The organism is Atlantibacter sp., assembly GCF_032062175.1.
Lineage (GTDB): Bacteria > Pseudomonadota > Gammaproteobacteria > Enterobacterales > Enterobacteriaceae > Atlantibacter.
On the sequence record NZ_DAMBQK010000004.1, the window covers coordinates 68,576 to 94,317 of the forward strand.

Below are 25,742 nucleotides of genomic sequence, written 5' to 3' on the forward strand. Positions count from 1 at the left end.
AGGGTGCCAGGGAGAATCGCTCCCTCGTTATTTTACCGGAACCTTTATGGAAGCATTCCTGGATCATTTTATTACCCAATCAGTCACTTATTCTCTGATTGCGGTGGCGCTGGTGGCGTTTCTGGAATCGCTGGCGCTGGTGGGGTTGCTGCTGCCGGGCACGGTGATGATGGCCGGTTTAGGCGCGCTAATCGGCAGTGGTGAAGTGAATTTTTATCAGGCCTGGGCGGCAGGGATTGTCGGCTGTATGCTGGGCGACTGGATCTCGTTCTGGCTGGGCTGGCGCTTTAAAAAGCCGCTGCACCGCTGGTCATTCCTTAAGAAAAACAAAGCGCTGCTGGATAAAACCGAGCACGCGCTGCATCAGCACAGTATGTTCACCATTCTTGTGGGGCGCTTTGTCGGGCCGACGCGCCCGCTGGTGCCGATGGTCGCCGGAATGTTGGATCTCCCGGCGATCAAATTCCTCCCACCGAACCTGATTGGCTGTCTGTTCTGGCCGCCGTGTTATTTCCTGCCCGGCATTCTCGCCGGTGCCGCCATTGATATCCCGGCGGATCAGCAAAGCGGGGCATTTAAGTGGATGCTGCTTGGCGTGGCGTTGCTGCTCTGGCTGGCAGCATGGCTGTGCTGGCGATTATGGCGCAGCGCGAAAGCCAATCCTGGCGAGAAACTGGTGCAGTGGCTGCCGCGCGGCAGATTATTGTGGTTAGCGCCGTTGGTCAGCGTGGCGGGGATAGGCGCGTTAATCGCCATCCTGAATCACCCGCTGATGCCGGTGTACCGAGCCATTCTCTGGAAGGTAGTCTCCGGTTTTTAACGCGGGATGCCCAGCAAGGCGGAGGCGTCGCTGTTCCCTTCCAGTAACGTGGCGGTGGCCCCATCCCAGATGATGCGCCCATCGCGTACCACCAGGCTGCGTGGGGCGATGCTCAACGCATCTTCCAGGCTGTGCGAAACCATCAGCAACGTCATATTGCGCTCGCGGCATAGGGTGCGCAGAAGCCGGAGCATTTCCTGGCGCAGCGCCGGATCCAGCGCCGAAAAGGGTTCGTCCAGCAGCAAAATCGGCTGCTGGCGGATCAAACAGCGCGCCAGTGCCGCCCGTTGACGCTGGCCGCCCGACAGTTCACCCGGCAGGCGATCCAGCAGTTCGGTTAAGCCCATTTTCCCCGCCAGCGTAGTGATCTCATCACGCTGCGCATCGTTAAGTTTCAGCCCCGGATGCAATCCCAGCCCGATATTCTGGCGCACCGTTAAGTGGTTAAAAAGATTGTTTTCCTGGAACAGCATCGACACCGGGCGCTTCGCGGGTGGCGTGCGGGTATGATCGCCGCCGTTGAGCGCAATGCGCCCGCTCGCCGGGCTCAGGAATCCGGCAATCAAATTCAGCAGGGTGCTTTTCCCGGCACCGCTTGGCCCAAGAATGGCGATCCGTTCACCCGCATCGGCGTGAAACGAAAAACGCATCGGCAGATGGTGGTAAAGCCAGGTTACATCAGTGAGCGTTAGCATGTCGTCCCGCCAGTTTTTCAATGACCGTAAAAAGCGCAAAGCAGAGTAACAGCAGCAGCAGCGCGGTCACCGCGCCGTCGTCGCTGCGATATGCGCCAATCTGCTGGTACAGGTAATAAGGCAGCGTGCGGAAGTTATCATTACCGAACAGCGCCACCACCCCGAAATCGCCAATCGACAACACGCTGGCAAAGGCCATCGCCTGGGCGATCGGTTTTTTCAGCGCCCGCAGTTCGATAATCTTCAGGCGGTTCAGTCCCTGAATATCCAGCGACTGGCACAGCGGCCCGTAACGCAACGCGATGTCGCGCATCGGGTTATCCAGCACTTTCTGGGCATAGGGCACCGCCATCAGTGCGTTAGTGAAAATCACGATGCCGTCCGCCGATTCCGGCAATCCGATGGTGTTATTGAGCAGCAGGAAGAAACCCGTCGCCAGCACAATGCCCGGCATGGCCAGAATCAACATGCCGCTAAGCTCCAGGCTTTGCGCCGCCAGCCGCCGCTGGCGCAGATACAGTTCGCGCCCGCTCCACAGCAACATCATGGTCAGCGTCACGCACAGCAGCCCGGCGCCCAGCGCGATGCGCAGCGAGGTCCAGAGCGCATCCCAGAGAATGGGTTGCGATAGCACCCGCAGGATGTCGCCCTGCAGGCCGTCAATGATTACCGCCATCAGCGGCGGCAGCATCAGGATCAGCGCCAGGCCGATCAGCAGCCCATCGGTCAGCTTGCTGCGCCAGCTATCCTGCGGATCGCGCCAGCCGTGGATTTGATTAACGCCCGGCGCAATGGCTTTGCCTAAGCGCTGGCTCAGCAGTACCAGCCCCAGACAGCAGGTCATCTGGATCAGCGCCAGCAGTGCGGCGCGCGCCGGATCGTAATCGAAACTCAGTGCCTGGTAGATGGCCAGTTCGATGGTGGTCGCCTGCGGCCCGCCGCCCAGCGAGAGTACCGTGGCGAAGCTGGCGAAGCAGAGCATAAAGATCAGCGCCGCCACCGATGGCAATTGGCGGCGGATCCACGGCCACTCCACCAGCCGGAAAAAGTGCCCGCCGCGCATACCCAGTTGGGCGGCAATCTGGCGCTGTTCGCCGGGGATTTGCTCAAGGGTTTGTAGCAGCAGACGGGTCGCCATCGGCATATTAAAGAACACATGGGCCAGCAAAATGCCCTGTAAGCCGTACGGGGAGAAGGTCCACTCCAGGCCCAGTTTAGCCCACAGCGCCGCCAGCCAGCCGGTGCGCCCGTAAACGCTGAGCAGGCCGAAAACCGCCACCAGCACCGGCAGAATTAACGTCATCGCGCACAGGCGTAGCAGCGCCTGGCGGCCAGGAAAACGCCGCCGGTACAGGGCGCGGGCAAGGGGAATGGCGGGGATAACCGACAGCAGCGCGGACAGCAGCGCCTGCCAGAATGAGAAGCGCACCACATGCCAGAGATAGCTGTCCTGCCAGAAGCCTGCGCCATCCGTTTGCGGTGCGTTGAACCACAGCGCGCTAAAGGCCGCCAGCGCCACCGCCACCATGATCAGCGCGGCGATGACACCCGGCCACAGCCAGCCCGGAATTAGCGACTGACGGCGCGCAGCCATGTATTAATCCAGTTTGCGCGCTGGGACGCGACTTCCTGCGGCGTGAACTGCAAGGTGGTTTGCGGTTTGGTGAGCAGCTCAAAGCCCTGCGGCAGGGCGACGTCTGTGACCGGATACATCCAGTTGCCGGTGGCGATGGTGTTCTGGAACGCTGGTGAGACCATAAAGGTCAGGAACTTTTGCGCCAGTTCCGGCTGCTTGCTGCTGGCCAGACGCCCGGCGACTTCCACCTGCAAGTAGTGTCCTTCGCTGAAGTTGGCGGCGGCGTATTGATCCTTTTTCTCTTCGATGATGTGGTACGCCGGAGAGGTGGTATAGCTCAGCACCAGATCGCTTTCGCCTTTCTGGAACAGGCCATAGGCTTCGCTCCAGCCTTTAGTGACCGTGACGGTTTTCGCCGCCAGCTTTTTCCAGGCATCCGGCGCGTTATCGCCATACACTTTTTGCATCCACAGCAGCAGGCCCAGGCCCGGCGTACTGGTACGCGGGTCCTGGTAAATCACCCGCCATTTCTGGTCGCTTTCCACCAGCTCCTTCAGGCTTTTCGGCGGGTTCGCCAGTTTGGTTTTGTCGTACACAAATGCGAAATAGCCGTAATCAAACGGCACGAAGGTGTCATTTTGCCAGCCACCCGGCACGTTTACGGTATCGCTTTTTACGTCGCTTTTGGCGAACAGGCCGGTTTGGGTTGCCGCTTCCAGCAAGTTGTTGTCCAGCCCGAGGATCACATCGGCTTTGCTGTTTTTGCCTTCCATCCTCAGACGATTCAGCAGCGAGACGCCGTCTTCCAGCGCCACGAACTTGAGTTCGCAGCCGCACTCTTTTTCAAACGCGGCTTTGACTTTCGGGCCTGGGCCCCAGTCAGCAGAGAAAGAGTCGTAGGTATACACGGTAAGCGCAGGCTTCGCGAAAACCGGAGCGGCCGCGAGGGCCAGTAATGGGAGAAATTTTTTGAACACTTTGCACCTCAAAAGGAAGTGGCAAAGGATTTTGAGCAGGCAGCCTCAAATCCCTTCGCCGGCGTTATCCGGATCAGGTTCGACGGGTATTATCTCAGCGCGCAGTTTGCTGCGGCACCCCGTTGAGAACGAACTGTATTGTAATGATTTAATAAATGTTTAAAAGGATTATGGCTCCGGCGGCGCAAACCAGGCGGATTTAAAATCAAACCAGCCGAGGGTGTTCATCCGCACACCGCGCATACTGCGCTGGCCCTGGATCATCAGCCAGTGGTGGATCAGCGGCAAAATGGCCTGTTGCTCAAGCAGTTGCTGGCACCACGCCGCATGATTCAGTTCGCCTGCCTGCCAGCGTTGCGCATCCACCTGCCAGTCGACAGGCACGCAGTGCTGCATCAGCGGCGTTTCAAACAGATGCGCGAACAGGGAAAACTCCAGCGGCAGGGTGAAGTTGGCGCTGTTCAGCCAGATATCGCTGACAATTTCTCCCCGATGCCACTCATCGTAGTCCACTTCCTCGATCACCAGCCTGACGTGGTGCTCCGCCAGAATGGACGACATGATCTCGGCGATCACCCGGTGTTCGATATGTTCGCGATAAAAAGTCAGCGTCAGGGTTTCCAGCCCGGCAGGTTTCTCACTGGCGGTGGAGGGGTGGGTGTGGTGCCAGCGCGGCAGCAGACCGTATGCCGGGAACCAGTAGCGCTGGTGCTGTTCGCTGGCCCGCCACAGCACATTCACTGGCGACAGCACGTGGCTGAGCCAGTTTTTCACCTGCGGCAGTGCGCCGCGCGGGGAGCGCTGGTCGTAAAGCAAATAGTAGCAGCCCTCTTCGAGGCGGCTTTCCACCGCTTTTTCCTCGCCTTCGGCAGAAGATTCCAGATGCACGCCGCTGCTCAGTTCATCCCCGAGATCCGGCAGCACCCAGAAATTGACTTCGTCGATCAGCGCCCGGTAGCCGAAGTAATCATCAAAGGCGTGGATCTTAAGCTGGTTGTTATTGTTGCGCACCACGGCGTAGGGGCCAGTGCCCACCGGGCGGCTGGAGAAGTTATTCATCGACGGCCATTCGCGCGGCAGGATCATCGCCGCGACGCTGCCCATCAGCCACGGCAGCCAGCGATCCGGCTGGGCGAGATGAATATCCAGCGTCCAGGCGGTAGGGGATTCGATCCGGGTGATATGGGCATACAGCGGCAAGGTATTGATGCGCTGTAGCGAGCTAATCACATCCAGCATATCCAGCTCGCGGCCATGATGAAAATGAATGCCGGGCCGCAAAAAGAAACGCCAGTGCAGCGGGCCAAGCTGTTGCCAGTGGTGGGCGATATCGGCTTCGATTTCCCCATTTTCCTCATTTATGCGCGTCAGGCCGCTAAAGATCTGCCGGACGATATGGGTCTCTGAACGGCGGAGCGCGCTGCCCGGAAGCAGGTTTTTTAATGGCCGATAATAGAGGATGCGTAAGATATGGCGCCCCTGGCGGAAGCTGCGTCCGAGGTGGGAAATCAGCATCTGGCGTACGGCGGCTTTATCGCCAACGATCTGCACCAGTTGATCGATGCGATCCTGCTCCAGCAGGTCTTCGGCGCGCTGTTGCTGGAGCGCGAGGCCGGTATACAGGAACGCCAGTTTCGAGCGTTTACCCCGGCCCGCTTCCGCGTCCCACGTTAGCCAGCCCTTTTGCTGCATCGCGTTTAGCAGCGTTCGCATATGGCGGCGCGAGCAGTTTAGTAGCTCGGCCAGTTCATTCAGTGTGGTCTCCTGCGGCTTCCCATCACAGCATTGCCACAGACGAATAAATTGTTGTTGGAGCCGGGCAGAAGACATAAAAGGGGAACTCCTGTAGCGAAACACATCAATTTTTCTTTCCCTATATTAAGCCAATAATTTGTATTGATGAAAGTGATGATTCCGCCGTGATGAGCGCGGTTTTAGGGGAGAAGCGTTGTGGTATGGCCGCTGGCCCGTGGCACTACCACAAGGTCCTGAAGCGCGATCGGTTGTTCCCGGCGCATTGCAGGCATCAAGTGTGACTGAGTATTGGTATTTTTCACCTGCCAGCGGTTTTTTAACTGCTGGCTTTTTTCGTTATACACGTCATCATTCAAACCGCCTCTTCGTTGGCCGCCTTCACTCACCCCAGTCACTTACTTATGTAAGCTCCTGGGGCTTCGCTCAGTTGCCGCCTCGATGCAGTTCGAATGATTTAGTGTATAAGCTTTTCTTTCATGAAAGGATGCACCTTATGCAGTGGTTTTTAACGCGCAGTCGCCGGTTGAACGGGGTCTATATGGCGTTTATGGGCGTCGCCTTTATGGTGGGCGTTGCCAGCGCATTGCAGGCCCCGACGTTGAGCCTGTTTTTAAGCCGGGAAGTGGATGTGCGCCCGTTCTGGGTAGGGCTGTTTTACACCGTCAACGCCCTGGCCGGGATTGTGGTGAGCCTGTGGCTGGCGAAGCGTTCCGATGCCCAGGGCGACCGGCGCAAACTGATTATGTTCTGCTGCCTGATGGCCATTGCCAACTGTGTGCTGTTTGCCTTTACCCGCCATTACCTGACGCTGATCACCGCCGGGGTGCTGCTGTCTGCGCTGGCGAATACCACCATGCCGCAGCTATTTGCCCTGGCGCGGGAATACGCCGACAGCTCGGCGCGCGAAGCGGTGATGTTCAGTTCGGTGATGCGTGCGCAGTTGTCGCTGGCGTGGGTCATCGGGCCGCCGCTGGCGTTTTTGCTGGCGCTCAATTACGGCTTTACCACTATGTTCCTGTTTGCCGGGTTGATCTTTTTTCTGAGCCTCATCGTGATTGCGCTGGCGCTGCCGTCGGTCCCGCGCGAAACGCTGCAAACCGATATGGCGTTAACCCAGGTGAGCGGCTGGCAGGATAAAAACGTGCGGCTGCTGTTTATCGCCTCGGTGCTGATGTGGACCTGCAACACCATGTATTTTATCGATATGCCGCTGTGGATCAGCAGCGAGCTGGGGTTGCCGGATAAGCTGGCGGGCGTACTGATGGGCACCGCCGCCGGGCTGGAAATCCCGGTGATGCTGCTGGCGGGCTATTACGTGAAGCGCGTCGGTAAGCGGAGGATCATGCTGCTGGCGGTGGTTTCCGCCATTCTGTTCTATATCGGCCTGCTGTTGTTCCAGAGCCAGCAGGCGCTGCTGATGCTGCAAATTTTTAACGCGGTGTTTATCGGGATTATCGCGGCGATCGGCATGATCTGGTTTCAGGACCTGATGCCGGGGAGGGCGGGCTCGGCGACCACGCTGTTCACCAATAGCATCTCAACCGGGGTGATCCTGGCGGGGGTGATTCAGGGCGCGCTGGTGGAAAGCTTCGGGCACTATGCGGTGTACTGGGCGGTGGCGGGGATGGGCATTTTTACCCTACTGATCACGTCGCGGGTAAAAGACGTCTAAAAAATGCCGGGCAGTGCGCCCGGCATTGTTTATTAGTTCATAAACGCCGGCTGGCGCTGCTCGTATGCGGAAATCGCGTCTTCATGCTGCAAGGTCAGGCCGATGCTGTCCAGCCCGTTCAACATGCAGTGACGACGAAACGCATCCAGCGTGAAGGCATACCGCTTGTCGCCTGCTTTCACTTCCTGCGCTTGCAGATCCACTTCAAAACAAATGCCCGGATTAGCCTGCACCAGCGCAAACAGCTCATCGACTTCTTCATCGCTCAGCTTCACCGGCAGCAACTGGTTGTTAAAGCTGTTGCCGTAGAAAATGTCCGCGAAGCTTGGGGCGATCACCACTTTAAAACCGTAATCGGTCAACGCCCACGGCGCGTGTTCACGCGAGGAACCGCAGCCGAAGTTTTCCCGCGCCAGCAGAATCGACGCGCCCTGATATTCCGGGAAGTTAAGCACAAACTCCGGGTTTGGCACTTCGCCTTTATCGTCGAGAAAACGCCAGTCGTTAAACAGGTGTGCACCAAAGCCGGTGCGGGTGACCTTTTGCAGAAACTGCTTCGGGATAATCGCGTCGGTATCAACGTTGGCCGCATCCAGTGGAACCACCAGGCCGGTATGTTGAGTAAATTTTTCTGCCATGGTGATGCTCCTTATTTCAGTGTGCGGATATCGGCGAAATGACCGGTTACCGCCGCTGCTGCCGCCATCGCCGGGCTGACCAGGTGAGTGCGGCCGCCACGGCCCTGACGGCCTTCGAAGTTACGGTTGCTGGTAGAAGCGCAGCGCTCGCCCGGGTTCAGACGGTCGTTGTTCATCGCCAGGCACATGGAGCAGCCCGGTAAACGCCATTCAAAACCGGCTTCGATAAAGATTTTATCCAGACCTTCTGCTTCCGCCTGGGCCTTAACCGGACCGGAACCCGGCACCACTAACGCCTGAACGCCCGGCGCGACTTTGCGACCTTTGGCGATTTCCGCCGCGGCGCGCAGATCTTCAATCCGCGAGTTGGTGCAGGAGCCGATAAACACTTTATCAATCGCCACTTCGGTCAACGGTACGCCAGGCTGCAGGCCCATATAGGCCAGTGCTTTTTCAGCCGAGGCGCGCTCTACCGGGTCGGCAAAGGAAGCCGGTTCCGGCACGCGATCGGTAACAGAGATCACCTGGCCGGGGTTAGTGCCCCAGGTGACCTGCGGCGCGATGTCGGCGGCGTCCAGAGTGACCACCGTATCGAACACCGCGTCGGGATCGGTTTTAAAGGTTTTCCAGTACTCGACGGCATCGTCAAAGTCTTTGCCTTTCGGCGCGTGCAGACGGCCCTTCACATAGTTGAAGGTGATGTCATCCGGCGCGACCAGGCCCGCTTTGGCGCCCATCTCAATCGCCATATTGCACAGGGTCATACGGCCTTCCATGCTCAACGCCGCAATCGCGTCGCCGCAGAATTCCACTACATGGCCCGTACCGCCTGCGCTACCGGTTTTACCGATAATCGCCAGTACGATGTCTTTGGCGGTGATGCCCGGCGCGGCGGTGCCTTTGACTTCAATCTTCATGGTTTTGGCGCGGCCCTGCTTCAGGGTCTGGGTCGCCAGCACGTGTTCCACTTCCGAGGTGCCAATACCAAACGCCAGCGCGCCGAACGCGCCGTGAGTGGCGGTATGGGAGTCGCCGCAGACGATGGTCATACCGGGCAGGGTGATGCCTTGCTCCGGGCCCATCACGTGCACAATGCCCTGATACGGGTGGTTCAGGTCATACAGTTCGACGCCGAATTCGTTGCAGTTCTTAATCAGCTCCTGCATCTGGATGCGCGCCATTTCGCCTGAGGCGTTGATATCTTTGGTCTGCGTCGAGACGTTGTGATCCATGGTGGCGAAGGTTTTACGCGGCTGGCGCACCGGGCGACCGTGAGCGCGCAAGCCGTCAAACGCCTGCGGGGAGGTGACTTCATGCACCAGATGGCGGTCGATATACAGCAACGGCGTTTCGTCCTTTGCTTCATACACCACGTGGGCATCGAATAATTTTTGGTACAACGTGCTGGCCATGATTACACCCCTTCGGCGACATAGCGGGCAATGATATCGCCCATTTCATCAGTACTGGTTGCCTTGTCGTCGCGCGCCAGGTCGCTGGTGCGGACACCTTCTTCCAGGGCACGGTTAATGGCGCGTTCAATGGCGTCGGCGGCATCGCCCGCGTTCAGGCTGTAACGCAGCAGCAGCGCCAGCGACAGGATCTGGGCGATCGGGTTGGCGATGTTTTTCCCGGCGATATCCGGTGCCGAGCCGCCCGCCGGTTCATACAGGCCGAAACCCTGCTCGTTCAGGCTGGCGGAAGGCAGCATCCCCATTGAGCCGGTGATCATCGCGCATTCGTCAGACAGGATGTCGCCGAACAGGTTGGAGCACAGCAATACGTCAAACTGGGACGGATCTTTAATCAACTGCATGGTGGCGTTGTCGATATACATGTGCGACAGCGACACGTCCGGGTAATCATTGGCGATTTCGTTGACGATCTCGCGCCACAGCAGTGAAGTCTGCAACACATTGGCTTTATCAATCGAAGTCACTTTTTTACGGCGCTTGCGGGCCGATTCAAAGGCGATACGCGCGATGCGTTCGATCTCAAAACGGTGGTACACCTCGGTATCAAACGCTTTTTCGTGCATGCCCTGGCCTTCGCGGCCTTTCGGCTGGCCGAAGTAGATGCCGCCGGTTAATTCACGCACGCACAGGATGTCGAAGCCGTTGGCGGCGATATCGGCGCGCAGCGGGCAAAATTCTTCCAGACCCTGGTACAGTTTCGCCGGACGCAGGTTGCTGAACAGCTTAAAGTGCTTACGCAGCGGCAGCAGCGCGCCGCGCTCCGGCTGCTGGGCAGGGGGCAGATGCTCCCATTTCGGGCCGCCCACCGAGCCGAATAAGATCGCATCGGCCTGCTCGCAGCCTTCTACCGTGGCCTGCGGCAGCGGATTACCGTGACGGTCAATCGCCACGCCGCCCACGTCGTAGTGGCTGGTGGAGATACGCATATCGAAACGGCTACGAACGGCTTCCAGTACTTTCAGGGCTTGCGCCATCACTTCCGGGCCAATACCGTCGCCCGGCAAAACAGCAATATGATAATTTTTCGACATCACACGGTTTCCTGATTGTGTTCTTTGTTATGAGCTTTGCGTTGTAATTCTTTTTCGACTTCGGCGGCGCGCCAGATGTTGTTCAGGACGTGCACCATCGCTTTAGCAGAGGATTCGACGATATCCGTCGCCAGGCCTACGCCGTGGAAGCGGCGGCCATTGTAGGTCACCACGATATCCACCTGGCCCAGCGCGTTTTTGCCCTGACCTTTGGCACCCAACTGGTAGTTCACCAGTTCGATGTCGTATTCGGTGATACGGTTAATCGCCTGGTAGACGGCGTCTACCGGACCGTTGCCGTTAGCGGCTTCGGCTTTCTCTTCCTCACCGCAAATCAACTTCACGGATGCGGTTGCCATGGCGTTTGAACCGGACTGCACGCTGAAGTAATCCAGACGGTAATGCTCCGGCTCTTCCTGCTGCTTATTAATGAACGCCAGCGCTTCTAAGTCGTAATCAAATACCTGGCCTTTCTTGTCCGCCAGTTTCAGGAAGGCGTCGTACAGGTTATCCAGGTTGTAATCCCCTTCGTGATAGCCCATCTCTTCCATACGGTGTTTCACGGCGGCGCGGCCAGAGCGGGAAGTCAGGTTCAACTGGATCTGGTTCAGGCCAATCGACTCCGGGGTCATGATTTCGTAGTTTTCGCGGTTCTTCAGCACGCCATCCTGGTGGATACCGGAGGAGTGCGCGAATGCGCCGCTGCCGACAACGGCTTTGTTGGCCGGGATGGGCATGTTACAGATTTGGCTGACGGTCTGGCTGGTACGCCAGATCTCCTGATGATGGATATGGGTATGCACGTTCAGCAGGTTCTGGCGCAGTTTGATCCCCATGATGACTTCTTCCAGCGCACAGTTGCCCGCGCGCTCGCCGATGCCGTTCAGGGTGCCTTCTACCTGGCGTGCGCCCGCGTTCACGGCTGCCAGCGCGTTGCCGACCGCCATGCCTAAATCGTCGTGGGTATGAACGGAAATAATGGCTTTATCAATGTTCGGTACGCGCTCGTACAGGCCGGTAATAATGTTGCTGAATTCAAAAGGCAGGGTGTAACCCACGGTGTCGGGAATGTTAATGGTTTTCGCACCAGCGTTGATAGCGGCTTCTACCACGCGGGCCAGATCGTCAATTGGCGTGCGACCCGCATCTTCACAGGAAAACTCAACGTCGTCAGTATAGTTGCGCGCACGTTTCACCATATAGACCGCGCGCTCAATCACTTCATCCAGCGTACTGCGCAGTTTAGTGGCGATATGCATCGGCGATGTGGCAATAAAGGTATGAATGCGGAATGCTTCGGCCACGCGCAGAGATTCTGCCGCCACATCTATGTCTTTTTCTACACAGCGTGCCAGTGCACAGACCCGGCTGTTTTTCACATTACGGGCGATGGTCTGGACGGATTCAAAGTCGCCCGGCGAGGAAACCGGAAAACCAACTTCCATTACATCAATACCCATACGTTCCAGGGCCAGTGCGATTTGCAGCTTCTCTTTCACGCTCAGGCTGGCCTGCAGCGCTTGTTCACCATCACGTAATGTTGTATCGAAAATAATGACTTGCTGGCTCATGAATACGGTCCTTATTTCAGTTTTCTGCGCCTGCGACGAGCATAAAAAAACCCGCGCAGTGCGCGGGTTCGTTTTCTCTTGTGGCCTGATCCAACCTATCGCTGAATGCCGCCCAACAGTCTACCGCGCAGAGATGCGTTGAGTAGTAGTAGACCGAGTAGGCGAACAGTGCGAATCATCAATCAGACTCCAGAATTCGTTAAGATGCTTTTAGTGGTACTTGATTCATAAAGAAGTGTCAACCTTTCTTTGACAGGGTCGGAAGTGCAGGTTGAGAAATTCATAAAATTTATATTTAGCGTAATGTGCTAAAAAACACAAAAAACCACAATCGATTATTTTGCAGGTGGAGGGCGCGTGAAAATCTTTTTTTGTGACACAGGATGCTTATCTAACCTGCGAGGAAATAAGAATTTTTATTAGTGATAGAGCCGGGTTATTACGAACTTATTATATTTTAAGATATTTCCAACGCCACCGGGCGAGTTGTTTGTTAATGCCTTGTGTGAAACGGAGAGGATTAATGAATGCGATATTTTAATATTCCTAAAATGATAATTCACCCGGTGAATTATTGAGAATTTTCATAGATTATGTTTTGATTATCGCTCGTGACAAAACGATCCATGAGTAGAAAACTGGACTGAGAGTGGAATTTTGTACTCTGTGCGTAAATGTTGAAGGTTACCCACGGGAATTGTACAAATAAACCTGTCACTGCATTATTTATAAGTTGTCACTGTTTTTTCCTGAATGCGCAACAGAGTGCGTTCCAATAAGGTTGCCAGGAAGGGCAACAATGTATCATTGGAGTGGTTTATGCCTGATAATCATATTGAACATTTTCCCGTAACTGAGGGATTAAAACCGCAATTGCGCTCGGTAGACCTCAATTTATTGACCGTTTTCGACGCCGTTATGCAGGAACAGAATATCACCCGTGCAGCGCACCTGCTGGGGATGTCACAGCCAGCGGTCAGTAATGCGGTGTCCCGTCTTAAGGTGATGTTTAATGACGAACTTTTTGTGCGTTATGGGCGCGGCATTCAGCCAACTATGCGCGCGTGCCAGCTTTTCGGTTCCATCCGCCAGGCGTTGCAGTTAGTGCAAAATGAACTGCCAGGGTCCGGTTTCGAACCGCTAAGCAGCGAACGCTTATTTAACCTCTGCGTATGCAGCCCGTTAGATAATCTCTTAACGTCAATTATTTATAATAGTGTGACGAATATTGCTCCTAATATTCATTTGGCATTTAAATCATCCCTGAATCAAAATATCGAGCATCAGTTGCGCTATCAGGAAACGGAATTTGTTATTAGCTATGATGTTTTCCGGCGACCAGAGTTTTCCTGCGTACCGTTATTTGAGGATGAGATGGTTTTGGTGTGCAGTAAATCACATCCCCGGAAAAAAGATTTTACGAATGAACAGGGCGTGTACCGTGAACAACATGCGGTTGTCGCGCTAGAGCGTTTTGGTTCATTTAGCGCGCCCTGGTATGACACCACCGAAAAACAGGGCGTTATCGCTTATCAGGGAATGGCAATGACCAGCGTCCTGAATGTGGTTTCGCAAACCAATCTGGTCGCTATTGCGCCTCGTTGGCTGGCAGAAGAATTTATTGCAACCCTGAGCCTGGATATTCTGACGCTGCCCTTAGAACTCAATCGCCGTACCTGCTATCTGTCCTGGCATGAAGCGGCGGGGCGCGACAAAGGACATCAGTGGATGGAAGAGTTGCTGATCAGAATCTGTAAGAAATAAGATTATTAATAAAGGCCGAATGGGAAACCATTCGGTTTTCCTGTTTTTTAACGCAATTCTGGTTATTTATCCTGTCGTGCCTTGAGGCCGTTTTCTCTTGCCGTTTTACTTGATCTCTCGCTGTAATCCTCAACACTTATAAAATATCCCGCCATAACATTCGCTTCTTCCAGAGCTTTCTCGCAATTGCGCGTGATTTGCCCGCTAAACCGAAAAAAAGCGTTACGGCGACCGCAATGGCGGCTCAATTGCCTGCCCGATCCCGAGCGGTTATGTTATGAGAGATCATAAAGCGCATCGCAACGGCGAGAACATGATTTCCGCCGTTGAAAGAAAACAAAAGCCTGGAGGCAAATGATGGAGATGTTGTCTGGAGCCGAGATGGTGGTTCAATCGCTGATCGACCAGGGCGTGAAACAGGTTTTCGGCTACCCCGGCGGGGCCGTGCTGGATATCTATGACGCGCTGCATACGATTGGCGGGATTGACCATATACTGGTGCGGCATGAGCAAGCTGCCGTACACATGGCGGATGGTCTGGCTCGCGCCACTGGTGAGGTGGGCGTGGTGCTGGTGACCTCTGGTCCTGGGGCGACCAACGCCATTACCGGCATCGCCACTGCTTATATGGATTCGATTCCACTCGTTGTGCTCTCCGGCCAGGTGGCGACATCGCTGATTGGCTATGACTCATTCCAGGAATGCGACATGGTGGGGATTTCCCGCCCGGTGGTGAAGCACAGCTTCCTTGTGAAGCAAACCGAAGACATCCCGACCGTGCTGAAGAAAGCCTTTTGGCTGGCCGCCAGCGGCCGTCCAGGCCCGGTCGTGGTCGATTTGCCGAAAGATATTCTTAACCCCGCGAAAAAGATGCCGTACGTCTGGCCCGACTCCGTCAGCATGCGTTCTTATAATCCCACCACCCAGGGGCATAAGGGCCAAATCAAACGCGCGCTCCAGACGCTGCTCGCCGCGAAAAAACCGGTTCTGTATGTGGGCGGCGGCGCGATCAATTCGGGTTGTGACGCGCAGCTGCGCCGCCTGGTTGAAAAGCTCAACCTGCCGGTCGCCTCTTCTTTAATGGGGTTGGGCGCGTTTCCCGGCTCGCATCGTCAGTCGTTAGGCATGTTGGGCATGCACGGTACTTACGAAGCCAATATGACGATGCACCACTCCGATGTCATTTTTGCCGTTGGCGTGCGCTTTGACGACCGCACCACCAACAATCTGGCGAAGTACTGCCCGAATGCCACGGTGCTGCATATCGATATCGACCCGGCGTCTATTTCTAAAACAGTGTCTGCGGATATTCCCATCGTGGGCGACGCGGGGCTGGTGCTGGAACAGATGCTGGAATTGCTGGAGCAGGAAGAAAGTGCGCAGGCGCTGGATGATATCCGCGACTGGTGGCAGCAAATTGAAGTCTGGCGTGCGCGCAAATGTCTGGGCTATAGCACCGCCGGTGAAAGCATTAAACCTCAGGCGGTGATTGAAACCATTCACCGTTTAACTCACGGCGATGCGTATGTTACGTCTGACGTTGGGCAGCATCAGATGTTTGCTGCACTTTATTATGCATTCGATAAACCGCGTCGTTGGATAAACTCCGGCGGCCTCGGCACCATGGGATTTGGTTTGCCTGCGGCGCTGGGCGTCAAGCTGGCCCTGCCGAATGAAACGGTGATTTGCGTGACCGGGGATGGCAGCATCCAAATGAACATTCAGGAACTGTCCACCGCGCTGCAATATGAGCTACCGGTGCTGGTGCTAAACCTGAACAACCGCTATCTCGGCATGGTGAAGCAGTGGCAGGACATGATTTATTCCGGCCGCCATTCGCAGTCTTATATGGAATCACTGCCGGACTTCGCTCGCCTGGCGCAGGCTTACGGGCACATCGGCATCAACATTACCCGCCCTGATGAACTGGAAAGCAAATTAAGCGAAGCCCTGGAGCAGGTGCGCAATAACCGCCTGGTGTTTGTCGATGTCACCGTGGACGGCACTGAGCACGTTTACCCGATGCATATTCGTGGCGGCGGGATGGATGAAATGTGGTTAAGCAAAACGGAGAGGACATAAGCATGCGCCGGATACTATCTGTGTTACTGGAAAACGAATCGGGCGCATTGTCACGGGTGATTGGCTTGTTCTCCCAGCGCGGCTATAACATCGAAAGCCTTACCGTTGCGCCGACAGAAGATCCTACGCTGTCGCGCATGACCATCCAGACGGTGGGCGATGCCAAAGTTCTTGAGCAGATCGAAAAGCAGCTGCACAAGCTGGTTGATGTGCTGCGCGTGAACGAACTGGGGCAGGGCGCTCACGTCGAACGTGAAATCATGTTGGTGAAGATTCAGGCCAGCGGCTATGGCCGCGATGAAGTCAAACGCAACACCGAGATCTTCCGTGGTTCTATTATTGATGTGACGCCATCGATGTATACCGTACAGTTGGCTGGCACCAGCGATAAACTGGACGCGTTCCTCGCGACCATCCGCGATGTGGCGAAAATCGTCGAGGTGGCGCGTTCCGGTGTTGTCGGGCTGTCGCGCGGTGATAAGATTATGCGGTAACGCGAAACATAAATGAATAAACGGGCCCGGCATGACTCACCGGGCTTTTTTTTGCCTGAATGCCAGCAAGAGCGCGCAAAAGCAGTTGCTCAGGGTATTATTCTGCGTTTAGATGTTATGGATTTTGCTATAACCCTAATAAGGCTATGGAGTATGTCATTCACTAAGGGGCAATTGTGAAACTGGATGAAATCGCGCGACTGGCAGGGGTATCGCGCACAACGGCGAGCTACGTCATTAATGGAAAAGCCCGACAGTATCGTGTGAGCGATAAAACTGTCGAAAAAGTGATGGCGGTCGTGCGTGAGCATAACTACCACCCAAACGCGGTGGCGGCGGGATTGCGCGCAGGCAGGACGCGCTCGATCGGCTTAGTGATCCCCGATCTTGAAAACACCAGCTATACGCGAATTGCCAATTATCTCGAACGCCAGGCCCGGCAGCGTGGCTATCAACTGCTGATCGCCTGTTCTGAAGATCAGCCCGATAACGAGATGCGCTGTATAGAGCATCTTTTACAGCGCCAGGTTGACGCCATTATCGTTTCTACCTCCTTACCGCCTGAACACCCGTTCTATCAACGCTGGGCGAATAATTCATTCCCCATCGTCGCGCTGGATCGCGCCCTGGATCGCGAGCACTTTACCAGCGTAGTGGGCGCCGATCAGGACGATGCAGAAATGCTGGCGGGCGAATTACGTAAATTCCCGGCGCAAACCGTATTGTATATGGGGGCGCTGCCGGAACTGTCGGTCAGCTTTTTACGCGAGCAGGGGTTTCGCACCGCGTGGAAAGACGATCCCCGGGAGGTGCATTACCTGTATGCCAACAGCTATGAAAGAGAAGCCGCTGGGCAGCTTTTCGAGAAATGGCTGGAAACCCATCCAATGCCGCAGGCGCTGTTCACGACGTCATTTGCCCTGCTGCAAGGCGTCATGGATGTGACGTTGAAACGCGAAGGCCGTTTGCCGACCGATCTGGCCATCGCCACCTTCGGGGATAATGAACTGCTCGATTTCCTGCAATGTCCGGTACTGGCCGTGGCGCAACGTCATCGTGATGTGGCCGAGCGTGTCCTTGAACTGGTGCTGGCAAGCCTTGATGAGCCGCGCAAACCAAAACCGGGTCTCACGCGGATAAAGCGTAATCTGTTTAAACGCGGCAGTCTAAGCCGTCGTTAATTTTCTGATAAAGGCAGCCCAGGCTGCCTTTTTTAATATTCGGATTATTCCGTACTTAAAGTACGTATTTCTTAAATTATTAAATAACGGCTTCAAACGAAGGATTAATATTCGATAAGCAGTAAATTAATATTTCCTTTGAATCATTTTGTAACATGTGGAGAACAATAAGCGGCGGTAAAATAACTTTATTCTTACCGCGATCCAGAATGATTCACACAGCCGAACGGCAGGAGTCGCTGTTCAGCCCACGCGATTTGCCTTAAAATGCCGCTCGCGTCGCAAACTCGGCACTTTGTATTTTTTTTGTACGTAAATAGTCGATTTTACCCCACCCGGTTTATTCGTCGTTTTTCTTACAAATATTCATGACGTTAATTTTGCCTCGCTTTAAACGCAGCTTTTTAAATTAGCTCTTCTCCTCCTTTGGAACGGATAATTTGTTAATTCCAGCCCTGGTGCTGGCTTGACAAGCTTTTCCTCCGCTCCGTAAACTCCCTAAGGTGGGAATTTGTGGGATATTGTGGTGGAAAGGGGCTTAACAGGGTGAGGCTGGCATGTTCCGTGGCGCTTCGTTAGTAAACCTCGACAGTAAAGGGCGGTTATCCGTGCCTACCCGCTATAGGGAACAACTGATCGAGACCGCTGCCGGTCAGATGGTTTGCACCATCGACATCCATCACCCCTGCCTGCTGCTTTATACGCTTCCTGAATGGGAAGTGATTGAACAAAAGCTATCGCGTCTGTCGAGCATGAACCCCAACGAGCGCCGTGTGCAACGGCTGCTGTTAGGGCATGCCAGTGAATGTCAGATGGACAGTGCCGGACGTCTGCTGTTAACCCCTGTGTTAAGGCAGCATGCCGGACTTACCAAAGAAGTGATGCTGGTCGGGCAGTTCAATAAATTTGAGCTGTGGGACGAAACGACCTGGTATCAACGGGTCAAGGAAGACATAGACGCAGAGCAGTCCTCTACTGAAGTGATGTCAGAGAGGTTGCAGGATTTGTCCTTATAAAAAATGATGGAAAATTATAAACATAAAACGGTGCTGCTCGACGAGGCCGTTAACGGCCTGAATATTCGTCCTGATGGCATCTACATCGATGGCACATTTGGTCGCGGTGGTCACTCGCGTTTGATTTTGTCCCAGCTTGGGCCGGAAGGCAGGCTGATGGCGATCGATCGCGATCCTCAGGCTATTGAAGCCGCAAACGCGATCGACGATCCGCGCTTTTCTATTGTGCATGGTCCGTTTTCTGCGCTGGCGGACTACGTACGTGACCGCGATCTTCAGGGGAAGATCGACGGCATCCTTCTCGATCTTGGCGTTTCTTCACCGCAGCTTGACGACGCAGAGCGCGGTTTCTCCTTTATGCGCGACGGGCCGCTGGATATGCGTATGGACCCGACACGCGGCCAATCTGCCGCCGAATGGCTGCTCTCAGCAGAAGAGAGCGACATCACCTGGGTACTGAAAGCCTATGGCGAAGAGCGTTTCGCGAAACGCATCGCGCGCGCCATCGTTGAGCGCAATCGTGAACAGCCGATGACCCGCACCAAAGAATTAGCCGAAGTGGTTGCCGCAGCGACCCCGGTAAAAGACAAATTTAAGCACCCGGCGACCCGCACGTTTCAGGCGGTACGTATTTGGGTGAACAGTGAACTCGAGGAGATCGAGCTGGCGCTAAAAGGCTCGCTTGACGTACTGGCTCCGGGAGGACGCCTTTCTGTCATCAGTTTCCACTCGCTGGAGGATCGGCTGGTCAAACGCTTTATGCGCGAGCAAAGCCGTGGCCCCCAGGTGCCCGCAGGACTTCCGATGACAGAAGCGCAACTCAGTAAACTGGGCGGTCGTTATTTACGAGCATTAGGCAAGTTGATGCCGGGCGAAGAAGAAGTGGCGGAAAATCCACGTGCCCGTAGTTCAGTGCTGCGTATAGCAGAAAGGACGAACGCATGATCGGCAGAGTGACGGAGACCCTCAGCAAAGTTACCGGATCGTTAGGAAGCAACGAGCGCCATGCCTTGCCTGGCGTGATCGGCAGCGATCTGTTGCGACACGGGAAACTGCCACTCTGCCTGTTCATTATTATTATCGTCACCGCAATTTCCGTGGTGACCACCGCTCACCACACCCGTCTTCTGACGGCGCAGCGTGAGCAACTGGTACTGGAACGTGATGCGCTGGACATCGAATGGCGCAACCTGATCCTTGAAGAAAACGCACTCGGCGACCACAGCCGGGTTGAGCGGATCGCCACCGAAAAGCTGCAACTGCAGCATGTCGATCCATCCCAGGAAAATATCGTGGTTCAGAAATAAGGACTTACAACAGGCATGAGAGCAGCGGCAAAAACGCTTAAACCGAAACGCCAGGAAGAACAGGCCAACTTTATAGGTTGGCGTTTTGCGTTGCTCTGCGGGTGTATTTTGCTGGCGCTCTCTTTACTGCTGGCGCGCGTCGCCTGGCTGCAGATCATTGCGCCCGACATGCTGGTGCGCCAGGGCGATATGCGCTCGCTGCGCGTACAGGAAGTGGCGACCTCGCGCGGCCTGATTACCGACCGCTCCGGTCGCCCACTCGCGGTCAGCGTGCCGGTAAGAGCGGTATGGGCCGATCCTAAAGAGCTGCACGACGCAGGCGGCATTACCCTCGATAACCGCTGGAAAGCGCTGTCCGATGCCCTGAAATTGCCGCTGGACCAGCTGGCCTCACGAATTAACGCCAACCCGAAAGGACGCTTTATTTACCTTGCCCGCCAGGTCAACCCGGACATCGGCGATTACATCAAAAAACTTAAACTGCCCGGCATCCACCTGCGCGATGAATCTCGTCGTTACTATCCTTCCGGCGAAGTGACCGCTCATCTCATTGGTTTTACCAACGTGGATAGCCAGGGGATTGAAGGCGTTGAAAAAAGCTTCGATAAATGGCTTACCGGCCAGCCGGGTGAGCGTATTGTGCGTAAAGATCGCTATGGCCGCGTCATTGAAGATATCTCTTCTACCGACAGCCAGGCGGCGCACAACCTGGCGCTAAGTATCGATGAGCGCTTACAGGCGCTGGTTTACCGTGAACTGAACAACGCCGTGGCGTTCAACAAAGCCGAATCCGGGAGCGCCGTGCTGGTGGACGTGAACACCGGTGAAGTGCTGGCCATGGCCAACAGCCCCTCTTATAACCCGAATAACATCTCGGGCACGCCGAAAGATATTATGCGTAACCGCACCATTACTGACGTTTTCGAACCGGGTTCCACGGTGAAGCCGATGGTGGTGATGACGGCGTTACAGCGCGGCGTGGTCAATGAAAATACCGTACTAAATACTGTGCCGTACCGCATCAATGGTCATGAGATCAAAGACGTGGCGCGCTATAGCGAATTAACCCTGACCGGGGTGTTACAGAAGTCGAGTAACGTCGGTGTTTCAAAGCTGGCGTTAGCGATGCCGTCCTCAGCGTTGGTAGATACTTACTCACGTTTTGGACTGGGTAAAGCGACCAATTTGGGGTTGGTCGGAGAACGCAGTGGCTTATATCCTCAAAAACAACGGTGGTCTGACATAGAGAGGGCCACCTTCTCTTTCGGCTACGGGCTAATGGTAACCCCGTTACAGTTAGCGCGAGTCTACGCGACGATTGGCAGCTATGGTGTTTATCGCCCGCTGTCGATCACCAAAGTCGACCCGCCGGTTCCCGGCGAGCGCATCTTTAATGAATCAGTCGTGCGTACCGTGGTGCATATGATGGAAAGCGTGGCGCTGCCTGGCGGCGGCGGCGTGAAAGCGGCGATCAAAGGTTATCGCATTGCCATCAAGACCGGTACGGCGAAAAAAGTCGGCCCGGACGGGCGCTATATCAACAAATACATTGCTTACACCGCGGGCGTCGCACCGGCGAGCCATCCGCGCTTTGCGCTGGTGGTGGTCATCAACGACCCGCAGGCAGGTAAATATTACGGTGGTGCCGTATCTGCACCGGTGTTCGGAGCCATTATGGGCGGCGTATTACGCACCATGAATATCGAACCAGATGCCCTGGCGACGGGCGAAAAAAGTGAATTTGTAATCAATCAAGCAGAGGGAACAGGTGGCAGATCGTAATTTGCGCGACCTTCTTGCGCCGTGGGTAACGGGTTTACCCGCGCGCGCGCTACGAGAAATGACGCTCGACAGCCGTGTGGCTGCCGCGGGTGACCTTTTTGTAGCTGTGGTCGGTCATCAGGCGGACGGGCGTCGGTTTATCCCGCAGGCGATAGCGCAAGGTGTAGCTGCCATTGTGGCGGAAGCGAAAGGCGAAGCCACTGACGGTGAAGTCCGTGAAATCCACGGCGTTCCGGTTATCTTTCTCGAACAGTTAAATGAGCGGCTGTCTGCGTTGGCGGGCCGTTTTTACCATGAGCCAAGCCAGCAACTGCGCCTGGTTGGCGTAACGGGCACCAACGGCAAAACCACCACGACGCAATTGCTGGCGCAGTGGAGCCAACTGCTGGGCGAAACCAGCGCCGTAATGGGCACCGTGGGTAATGGCCTGTTGGGTAAAGTCAGCCCGACGGAAAACACCACCGGCTCTGCGGTGGATGTTCAGCAGGTACTGGGCGGCCTGGCGGACCAGGGCGCGACGTTTGCTGCGATGGAAGTCTCTTCCCACGGCCTGGTGCAGCACCGCGTTGCGGCGCTGACGTTTGCGGCCTCGGTGTTTACTAATTTAAGCCGAGATCATCTCGATTATCACGGCGATATGGAGAGCTACGAAGCCGCGAAATGGCTGCTGTTCTCCTCTCATTATTACGGTCAGTCCATCATCAATGCCGATGATGAAGTAGGTCGCCGCTGGCTGGCGAAACTGCCAGACGCCGTTGCGGTCTCGATGGAAGACAATATCAACCCGGCCTGCCGTGGCCGCTGGCTGAAAGCCAGCGAAGTGCACTATCACGACAGCGGGGCGACGATCCGCTTTGACTCCTCCTGGGGCAACGGTGAAATCGAAAGCCGCCTGATGGGCGCGTTTAACGTCAGCAACCTGTTGCTGGCGCTGGGAACCCTGTTGGCGCTGGATTATCCGCTTCCGGCTCTGCTGGAAACCGCATCCCGCCTACAGCCGGTGTGTGGTCGTATGGAAGTGTTCAGCGCGCCGAACAAGCCTACCGTGGTCGTGGATTACGCCCATACCCCTGATGCGCTGGAAAAAGCGTTGCAGGCCGCGCGGTTACACTGCGCCGGTAAACTGTGGTGCGTCTTCGGCTGCGGCGGCGATCGCGATAAAGGCAAACGTCCGCTGATGGGTGCGATTGCCGAGCAGTTCGCCGATGTGGTTGTGGTCACCGATGACAACCCGCGTACCGAAGATCCCAAAGCGATTATCACCGATATCCTGGCGGGCATGCTGGATGCCGGTCGCGCGCGCGCCGTAGAAGGCCGTGCCGAAGCGGTGACTAACGCCATTATGCAGGCTAAAGAAAACGATGTGGTGCTGATTGCCGGTAAAGGGCATGAAGATTATCAAATCGTTGGCACTCGTCGTCTGGACTATTCAGATCGTGTGACCGCTGCGCGTCTGTTGGGAGTGGTGGCATGATCCCGGTTTCTCTCGAAAAACTCGCCACGCTGCTGGGCGGCGAGTTGCGCGGCGGCGATCGCATTATTGATGCGGTAACCACCGATACCCGCAAACTCACGCCAGGCTGCCTGTTTGTGGCGCTCAAAGGCGAACGTTTTGACGCCCATGATTTTGCGCAAACCGCGCAGCAGGGCGGGGCAGGCGCGTTGCTGGTCAGCCGCCCGGTCGATGCGGCACTGCCACAGATTATCGTTAACGATACGCGCCTCGCTTTCGGCGAACTGGCGGCGTGGGTGCGCTCGCAGGTACCGGCGCGCATCGTGGCATTAACCGGCTCATCGGGCAAAACCTCGGTTAAAGAGATGACGGCAGCCATCCTCAGCGAATGCGGCAACACGCTTTTTACTGCGGGCAATCTAAATAATGACATCGGCGTGCCGATGACATTGCTGCGTCTGACGCCGGAGCATCAGTATGCGGTGATTGAACTGGGCGCTAACCACCAGGGCGAGATCGCCTGGACCGTTGGGCTTACCCGTCCGGAAGCGGCGCTGGTGAATAATCTCGCCGCCGCGCATCTGGAAGGCTTTGGCTCGCTGGCAGGCGTTGCAAAAGCGAAAGGGGAGATTTTCTCCGGCCTGACCGCAGACGGCATCGCGATCCTGAACGCGGATAACAACGACTGGCTTAACTGGCAGGAAATTATCGGCGATCGCAAAGTGTGGCGTTTTTCACCCAATGCAGCCGGAAGTGATTTCAGCGCCACCAATATTCATATCACCAGCCACGGCACCGAGCTGACGATTGTCACCCCGACGGGCGATGTGGATGTGCTGCTGCCGTTGCCTGGCCGTCACAATATCGCCAATGCCCTCGCGGCGAGCGCGCTGGCGACAGCGGTGGGCGCAGGCCATGACGCCATAAAAGCCGGTCTGGCGAAATTAAAAGCCGTACCGGGCCGTCTGTTCCCGGTCCAGCTGGCTGAAAACCAGTTGCTGCTGGACGACAGCTACAACGCTAACGTCGGTTCGATGACCGCAGCCGCGCAGGTGCTGAGCGAAATGCCGGGCTACCGGGTAATGGTGGTGGGTGATATGGCGGAGTTGGGCGCGGAGTCCGACGCCTGTCATCGCGAAGTGGGCGAAGCGGCGAAAGCGGCCAACATCGATAAAGTACTCAGCGTCGGCAACGCCAGCGAAATTTTGAGCCAGGCCAGCGGTGTGGGTGAACATTACCAGGATAAAAAATCCGTGATCGAACGTCTCAGGGCGTTACGCGCGGAACATACCATTATGACGATTTTAGTGAAGGGTTCACGCAGCTCTGCCATGGAAGAGGTGGTTCGCGCATTACAGGAGAACGCGACATGTTAGTTTGGCTGGCCGAGCATTTGGTCAAATATTATTCCGGCTTCAACGTCTTTTCCTATCTGACGTTTCGCGCCATTGTCAGCCTGCTGACCGCTCTGTTCATTTCATTATGGATGGGGCCGCGCATGATTGCGCATCTGCAAAAATTGTCCTTCGGCCAGGTCGTGCGTAACGATGGCCCGGAGTCACACTTCAGCAAGCGCGGCACGCCGACCATGGGCGGGATCATGATCCTGACCTCCATCGTGGTTTCCGTGCTGCTGTGGGCCTATCCTTCCAACCCTTACGTCTGGTGCGTACTGTTCGTGCTGGTGGGTTATGGCGCGGTCGGCTTTGTGGATGATTACCGCAAAGTGGTGCGTAAAGACACTAAGGGCCTGATTGCCCGCTGGAAATACTTCTGGATGTCGGTGATTGCGCTGACCGTGGCGTTTGCCCTGTATATGGTGGGCAAAGACACGCCAGCCACTGAACTGGTGGTGCCGTTCTTTAAAGACGTGATGCCGCAGTTGGGCATCTTCTACGTGATCCTCGCCTATTTCGTGATTGTCGGTACTGGTAACGCGGTCAACCTGACCGACGGCCTGGACGGGCTGGCGATTATGCCGACCGTATTCGTGGCGGCGGGTTTCGCGCTGGTGGCCTGGGCAACGGGTAACATGAATTTCGCCAGCTATCTGCATATCCCTTACTTACGGCATGCGGGCGAATTAGTGATTGTCTGTACGGCGATTGTCGGCGCGGGGCTTGGCTTCCTGTGGTTCAACACCTATCCGGCGCAGGTCTTTATGGGCGACGTCGGTTCCCTGGCCCTGGGCGGTGCGCTGGGCATTATCGCGGTGCTGCTGCGCCAGGAATTCCTGCTGGTGATCATGGGCGGCGTGTTTGTGGTGGAGACCCTGTCGGTGATCCTCCAGGTTGGATCGTTCAAACTGCGCGGGCAACGTATTTTCCGCATGGCACCGATTCACCATCACTATGAACTGAAAGGCTGGCCAGAACCGCGCGTGATTGTGCGCTTCTGGATTATTTCGCTGATGCTGGTGCTGATTGGCCTGGCGACGCTGAAGGTACGTTAAT

Annotated in this window: 22 protein-coding genes and 1 riboswitch; of the genes, 13 read left to right on the forward strand and 9 right to left on the reverse strand. The window is 55.9% G+C overall.

The annotated features are described in order from the left end of the window. Positions 1-46 precede the first annotated feature (46 nt). On the forward strand, positions 47-820 hold the full coding sequence (locus RT120_RS05755; RefSeq protein WP_312980571.1) for a DedA family protein: 774 nt from the start codon (positions 47-49) through the stop codon (positions 818-820). Here the strand turns inward: RT120_RS05755 and thiQ are convergent. The 4 genes from thiQ to sgrR form a co-directional block, all read right to left on the reverse strand. Further along, positions 817-1,515: a thiamine ABC transporter ATP-binding protein ThiQ gene (gene thiQ / locus RT120_RS05760; RefSeq protein WP_312980573.1), complete on the reverse strand. Its 699-nt coding sequence runs from the start codon at positions 1,513-1,515 to the stop codon at positions 817-819. The genes RT120_RS05755 and thiQ overlap by 4 nt on opposite strands. Further along, on the reverse strand, positions 1,499-3,109 hold the full coding sequence (gene thiP / locus RT120_RS05765) for a thiamine/thiamine pyrophosphate ABC transporter permease ThiP (RefSeq protein ID WP_312980575.1): 1,611 nt from the start codon (positions 3,107-3,109) through the stop codon (positions 1,499-1,501). Before thiP ends, thiQ begins: the two co-directional genes overlap by 17 nt. Continuing rightward, positions 3,085-4,068: a thiamine ABC transporter substrate binding subunit gene (gene thiB / locus RT120_RS05770; RefSeq protein ID WP_312980578.1), complete on the reverse strand. Its 984-nt coding sequence runs from the start codon at positions 4,066-4,068 to the stop codon at positions 3,085-3,087. The genes thiP and thiB overlap by 25 nt, the downstream gene beginning before the upstream one ends. A 32-nt stretch (positions 4,069-4,100) precedes the next feature. After that, positions 4,101-4,200: riboswitch (TPP riboswitch) on the reverse strand. A gap of 36 nt (positions 4,201-4,236) precedes the next feature. Beyond that, positions 4,237-5,898, reverse strand: coding sequence for an HTH-type transcriptional regulator SgrR (sgrR, locus tag RT120_RS05775; protein WP_312980581.1), 1,662 nt, complete (start codon positions 5,896-5,898; stop codon positions 4,237-4,239). A 418-nt stretch (positions 5,899-6,316) separates the two neighbouring features. Here sgrR and RT120_RS05780 point away from each other — a divergent pair, with 418 nt between their 5' ends. After that, on the forward strand, positions 6,317-7,495 hold the full coding sequence (locus tag RT120_RS05780; RefSeq protein WP_312980584.1) for a sugar efflux transporter: 1,179 nt from the start codon (positions 6,317-6,319) through the stop codon (positions 7,493-7,495). A 32-nt stretch (positions 7,496-7,527) separates the two neighbouring features. Here the strand turns inward: RT120_RS05780 and leuD are convergent, their stop codons facing one another. From leuD to leuL, 5 genes are all read right to left on the reverse strand, one after another. After that, positions 7,528-8,133: a 3-isopropylmalate dehydratase small subunit gene (gene leuD, locus RT120_RS05785; protein WP_312980587.1), complete on the reverse strand. Its 606-nt coding sequence runs from the start codon at positions 8,131-8,133 to the stop codon at positions 7,528-7,530. 11 nt (positions 8,134-8,144) lie between these two features. After that, on the reverse strand, positions 8,145-9,545 hold the full coding sequence (gene leuC / locus RT120_RS05790) for a 3-isopropylmalate dehydratase large subunit (protein ID WP_312980590.1): 1,401 nt from the start codon (positions 9,543-9,545) through the stop codon (positions 8,145-8,147). 2 nt (positions 9,546-9,547) lie between these two features. Next, complete coding sequence (gene leuB / locus RT120_RS05795) at positions 9,548-10,639, reverse strand: 3-isopropylmalate dehydrogenase (protein WP_312980593.1); 1,092 nt, start codon at positions 10,637-10,639, stop codon at positions 9,548-9,550. Continuing rightward, on the reverse strand, positions 10,639-12,210 hold the full coding sequence (leuA, locus tag RT120_RS05800) for a 2-isopropylmalate synthase (RefSeq protein ID WP_312980596.1): 1,572 nt from the start codon (positions 12,208-12,210) through the stop codon (positions 10,639-10,641). The genes leuB and leuA overlap by 1 nt, the downstream gene beginning before the upstream one ends. A gap of 95 nt (positions 12,211-12,305) precedes the next feature. Continuing rightward, positions 12,306-12,389 carry a leu operon leader peptide gene (leuL, locus tag RT120_RS21745; RefSeq protein ID WP_121497546.1) on the reverse strand — a complete coding sequence of 28 codons (84 nt, stop codon included), beginning with the start codon at positions 12,387-12,389 and terminating at the stop codon, positions 12,306-12,308. Positions 12,390-13,029: 640 nt separating this feature from the next. Here leuL and leuO point away from each other — a divergent pair. The 11 genes from leuO (at position 13,030) to mraY (ending at position 25,741) form a co-directional block, all read left to right on the forward strand. Further along, entirely contained in the window at positions 13,030-13,974 is a 945-nt protein-coding gene (gene leuO, locus RT120_RS05805) for a transcriptional regulator LeuO (RefSeq protein WP_312980925.1), read from the forward strand. A gap of 357 nt (positions 13,975-14,331) precedes the next feature. Further along, positions 14,332-16,056, forward strand: coding sequence for an acetolactate synthase 3 large subunit (ilvI, locus tag RT120_RS05810; RefSeq protein WP_312980928.1), 1,725 nt, complete (start codon positions 14,332-14,334; stop codon positions 16,054-16,056). Positions 16,057-16,058: 2 nt separating this feature from the next. Next, the gene (gene ilvN / locus RT120_RS05815; RefSeq protein WP_125293200.1) at positions 16,059-16,550 is read left to right on the forward strand and encodes an acetolactate synthase small subunit; all 492 of its coding nucleotides are present in this window, start codon (positions 16,059-16,061) and stop codon (positions 16,548-16,550) included. Positions 16,551-16,726: 176 nt separating this feature from the next. Further along, positions 16,727-17,731 carry a catabolite repressor/activator gene (gene cra / locus RT120_RS05820; RefSeq protein WP_312980599.1) on the forward strand — a complete coding sequence of 335 codons (1,005 nt, stop codon included), beginning with the start codon at positions 16,727-16,729 and terminating at the stop codon, positions 17,729-17,731. A 557-nt stretch (positions 17,732-18,288) separates the two neighbouring features. After that, positions 18,289-18,747 (forward strand): division/cell wall cluster transcriptional repressor MraZ, encoded by a 459-nt coding sequence (mraZ, locus tag RT120_RS05825; protein WP_312980602.1) that lies wholly within the window; start codon positions 18,289-18,291, stop codon positions 18,745-18,747. Between the two features lie 3 nt (positions 18,748-18,750). Then, positions 18,751-19,692: a 16S rRNA (cytosine(1402)-N(4))-methyltransferase RsmH gene (rsmH, locus tag RT120_RS05830; protein ID WP_312980604.1), complete on the forward strand. Its 942-nt coding sequence runs from the start codon at positions 18,751-18,753 to the stop codon at positions 19,690-19,692. Next, complete coding sequence (gene ftsL, locus RT120_RS05835; RefSeq protein WP_183170203.1) at positions 19,689-20,054, forward strand: cell division protein FtsL; 366 nt, start codon at positions 19,689-19,691, stop codon at positions 20,052-20,054. Before rsmH ends, ftsL begins: the two co-directional genes overlap by 4 nt. A gap of 15 nt (positions 20,055-20,069) precedes the next feature. Further along, complete coding sequence (locus RT120_RS05840; RefSeq protein ID WP_312980607.1) at positions 20,070-21,836, forward strand: peptidoglycan glycosyltransferase FtsI; 1,767 nt, start codon at positions 20,070-20,072, stop codon at positions 21,834-21,836. Then, complete coding sequence (gene murE / locus RT120_RS05845) at positions 21,823-23,310, forward strand: UDP-N-acetylmuramoyl-L-alanyl-D-glutamate--2,6-diaminopimelate ligase (protein ID WP_312980609.1); 1,488 nt, start codon at positions 21,823-21,825, stop codon at positions 23,308-23,310. The genes RT120_RS05840 and murE overlap by 14 nt, the downstream gene beginning before the upstream one ends. Beyond that, positions 23,307-24,665, forward strand: a complete 1,359-nt coding sequence (gene murF, locus RT120_RS05850) for a UDP-N-acetylmuramoyl-tripeptide--D-alanyl-D-alanine ligase (RefSeq protein ID WP_312980612.1) — start codon at positions 23,307-23,309, stop codon at positions 24,663-24,665. The genes murE and murF overlap by 4 nt, the downstream gene beginning before the upstream one ends. Next, on the forward strand, positions 24,659-25,741 hold the full coding sequence (gene mraY / locus RT120_RS05855) for a phospho-N-acetylmuramoyl-pentapeptide-transferase (protein WP_312980615.1): 1,083 nt from the start codon (positions 24,659-24,661) through the stop codon (positions 25,739-25,741). Before murF ends, mraY begins: the two co-directional genes overlap by 7 nt. Position 25,742: the final 1 nt, after the last annotated feature.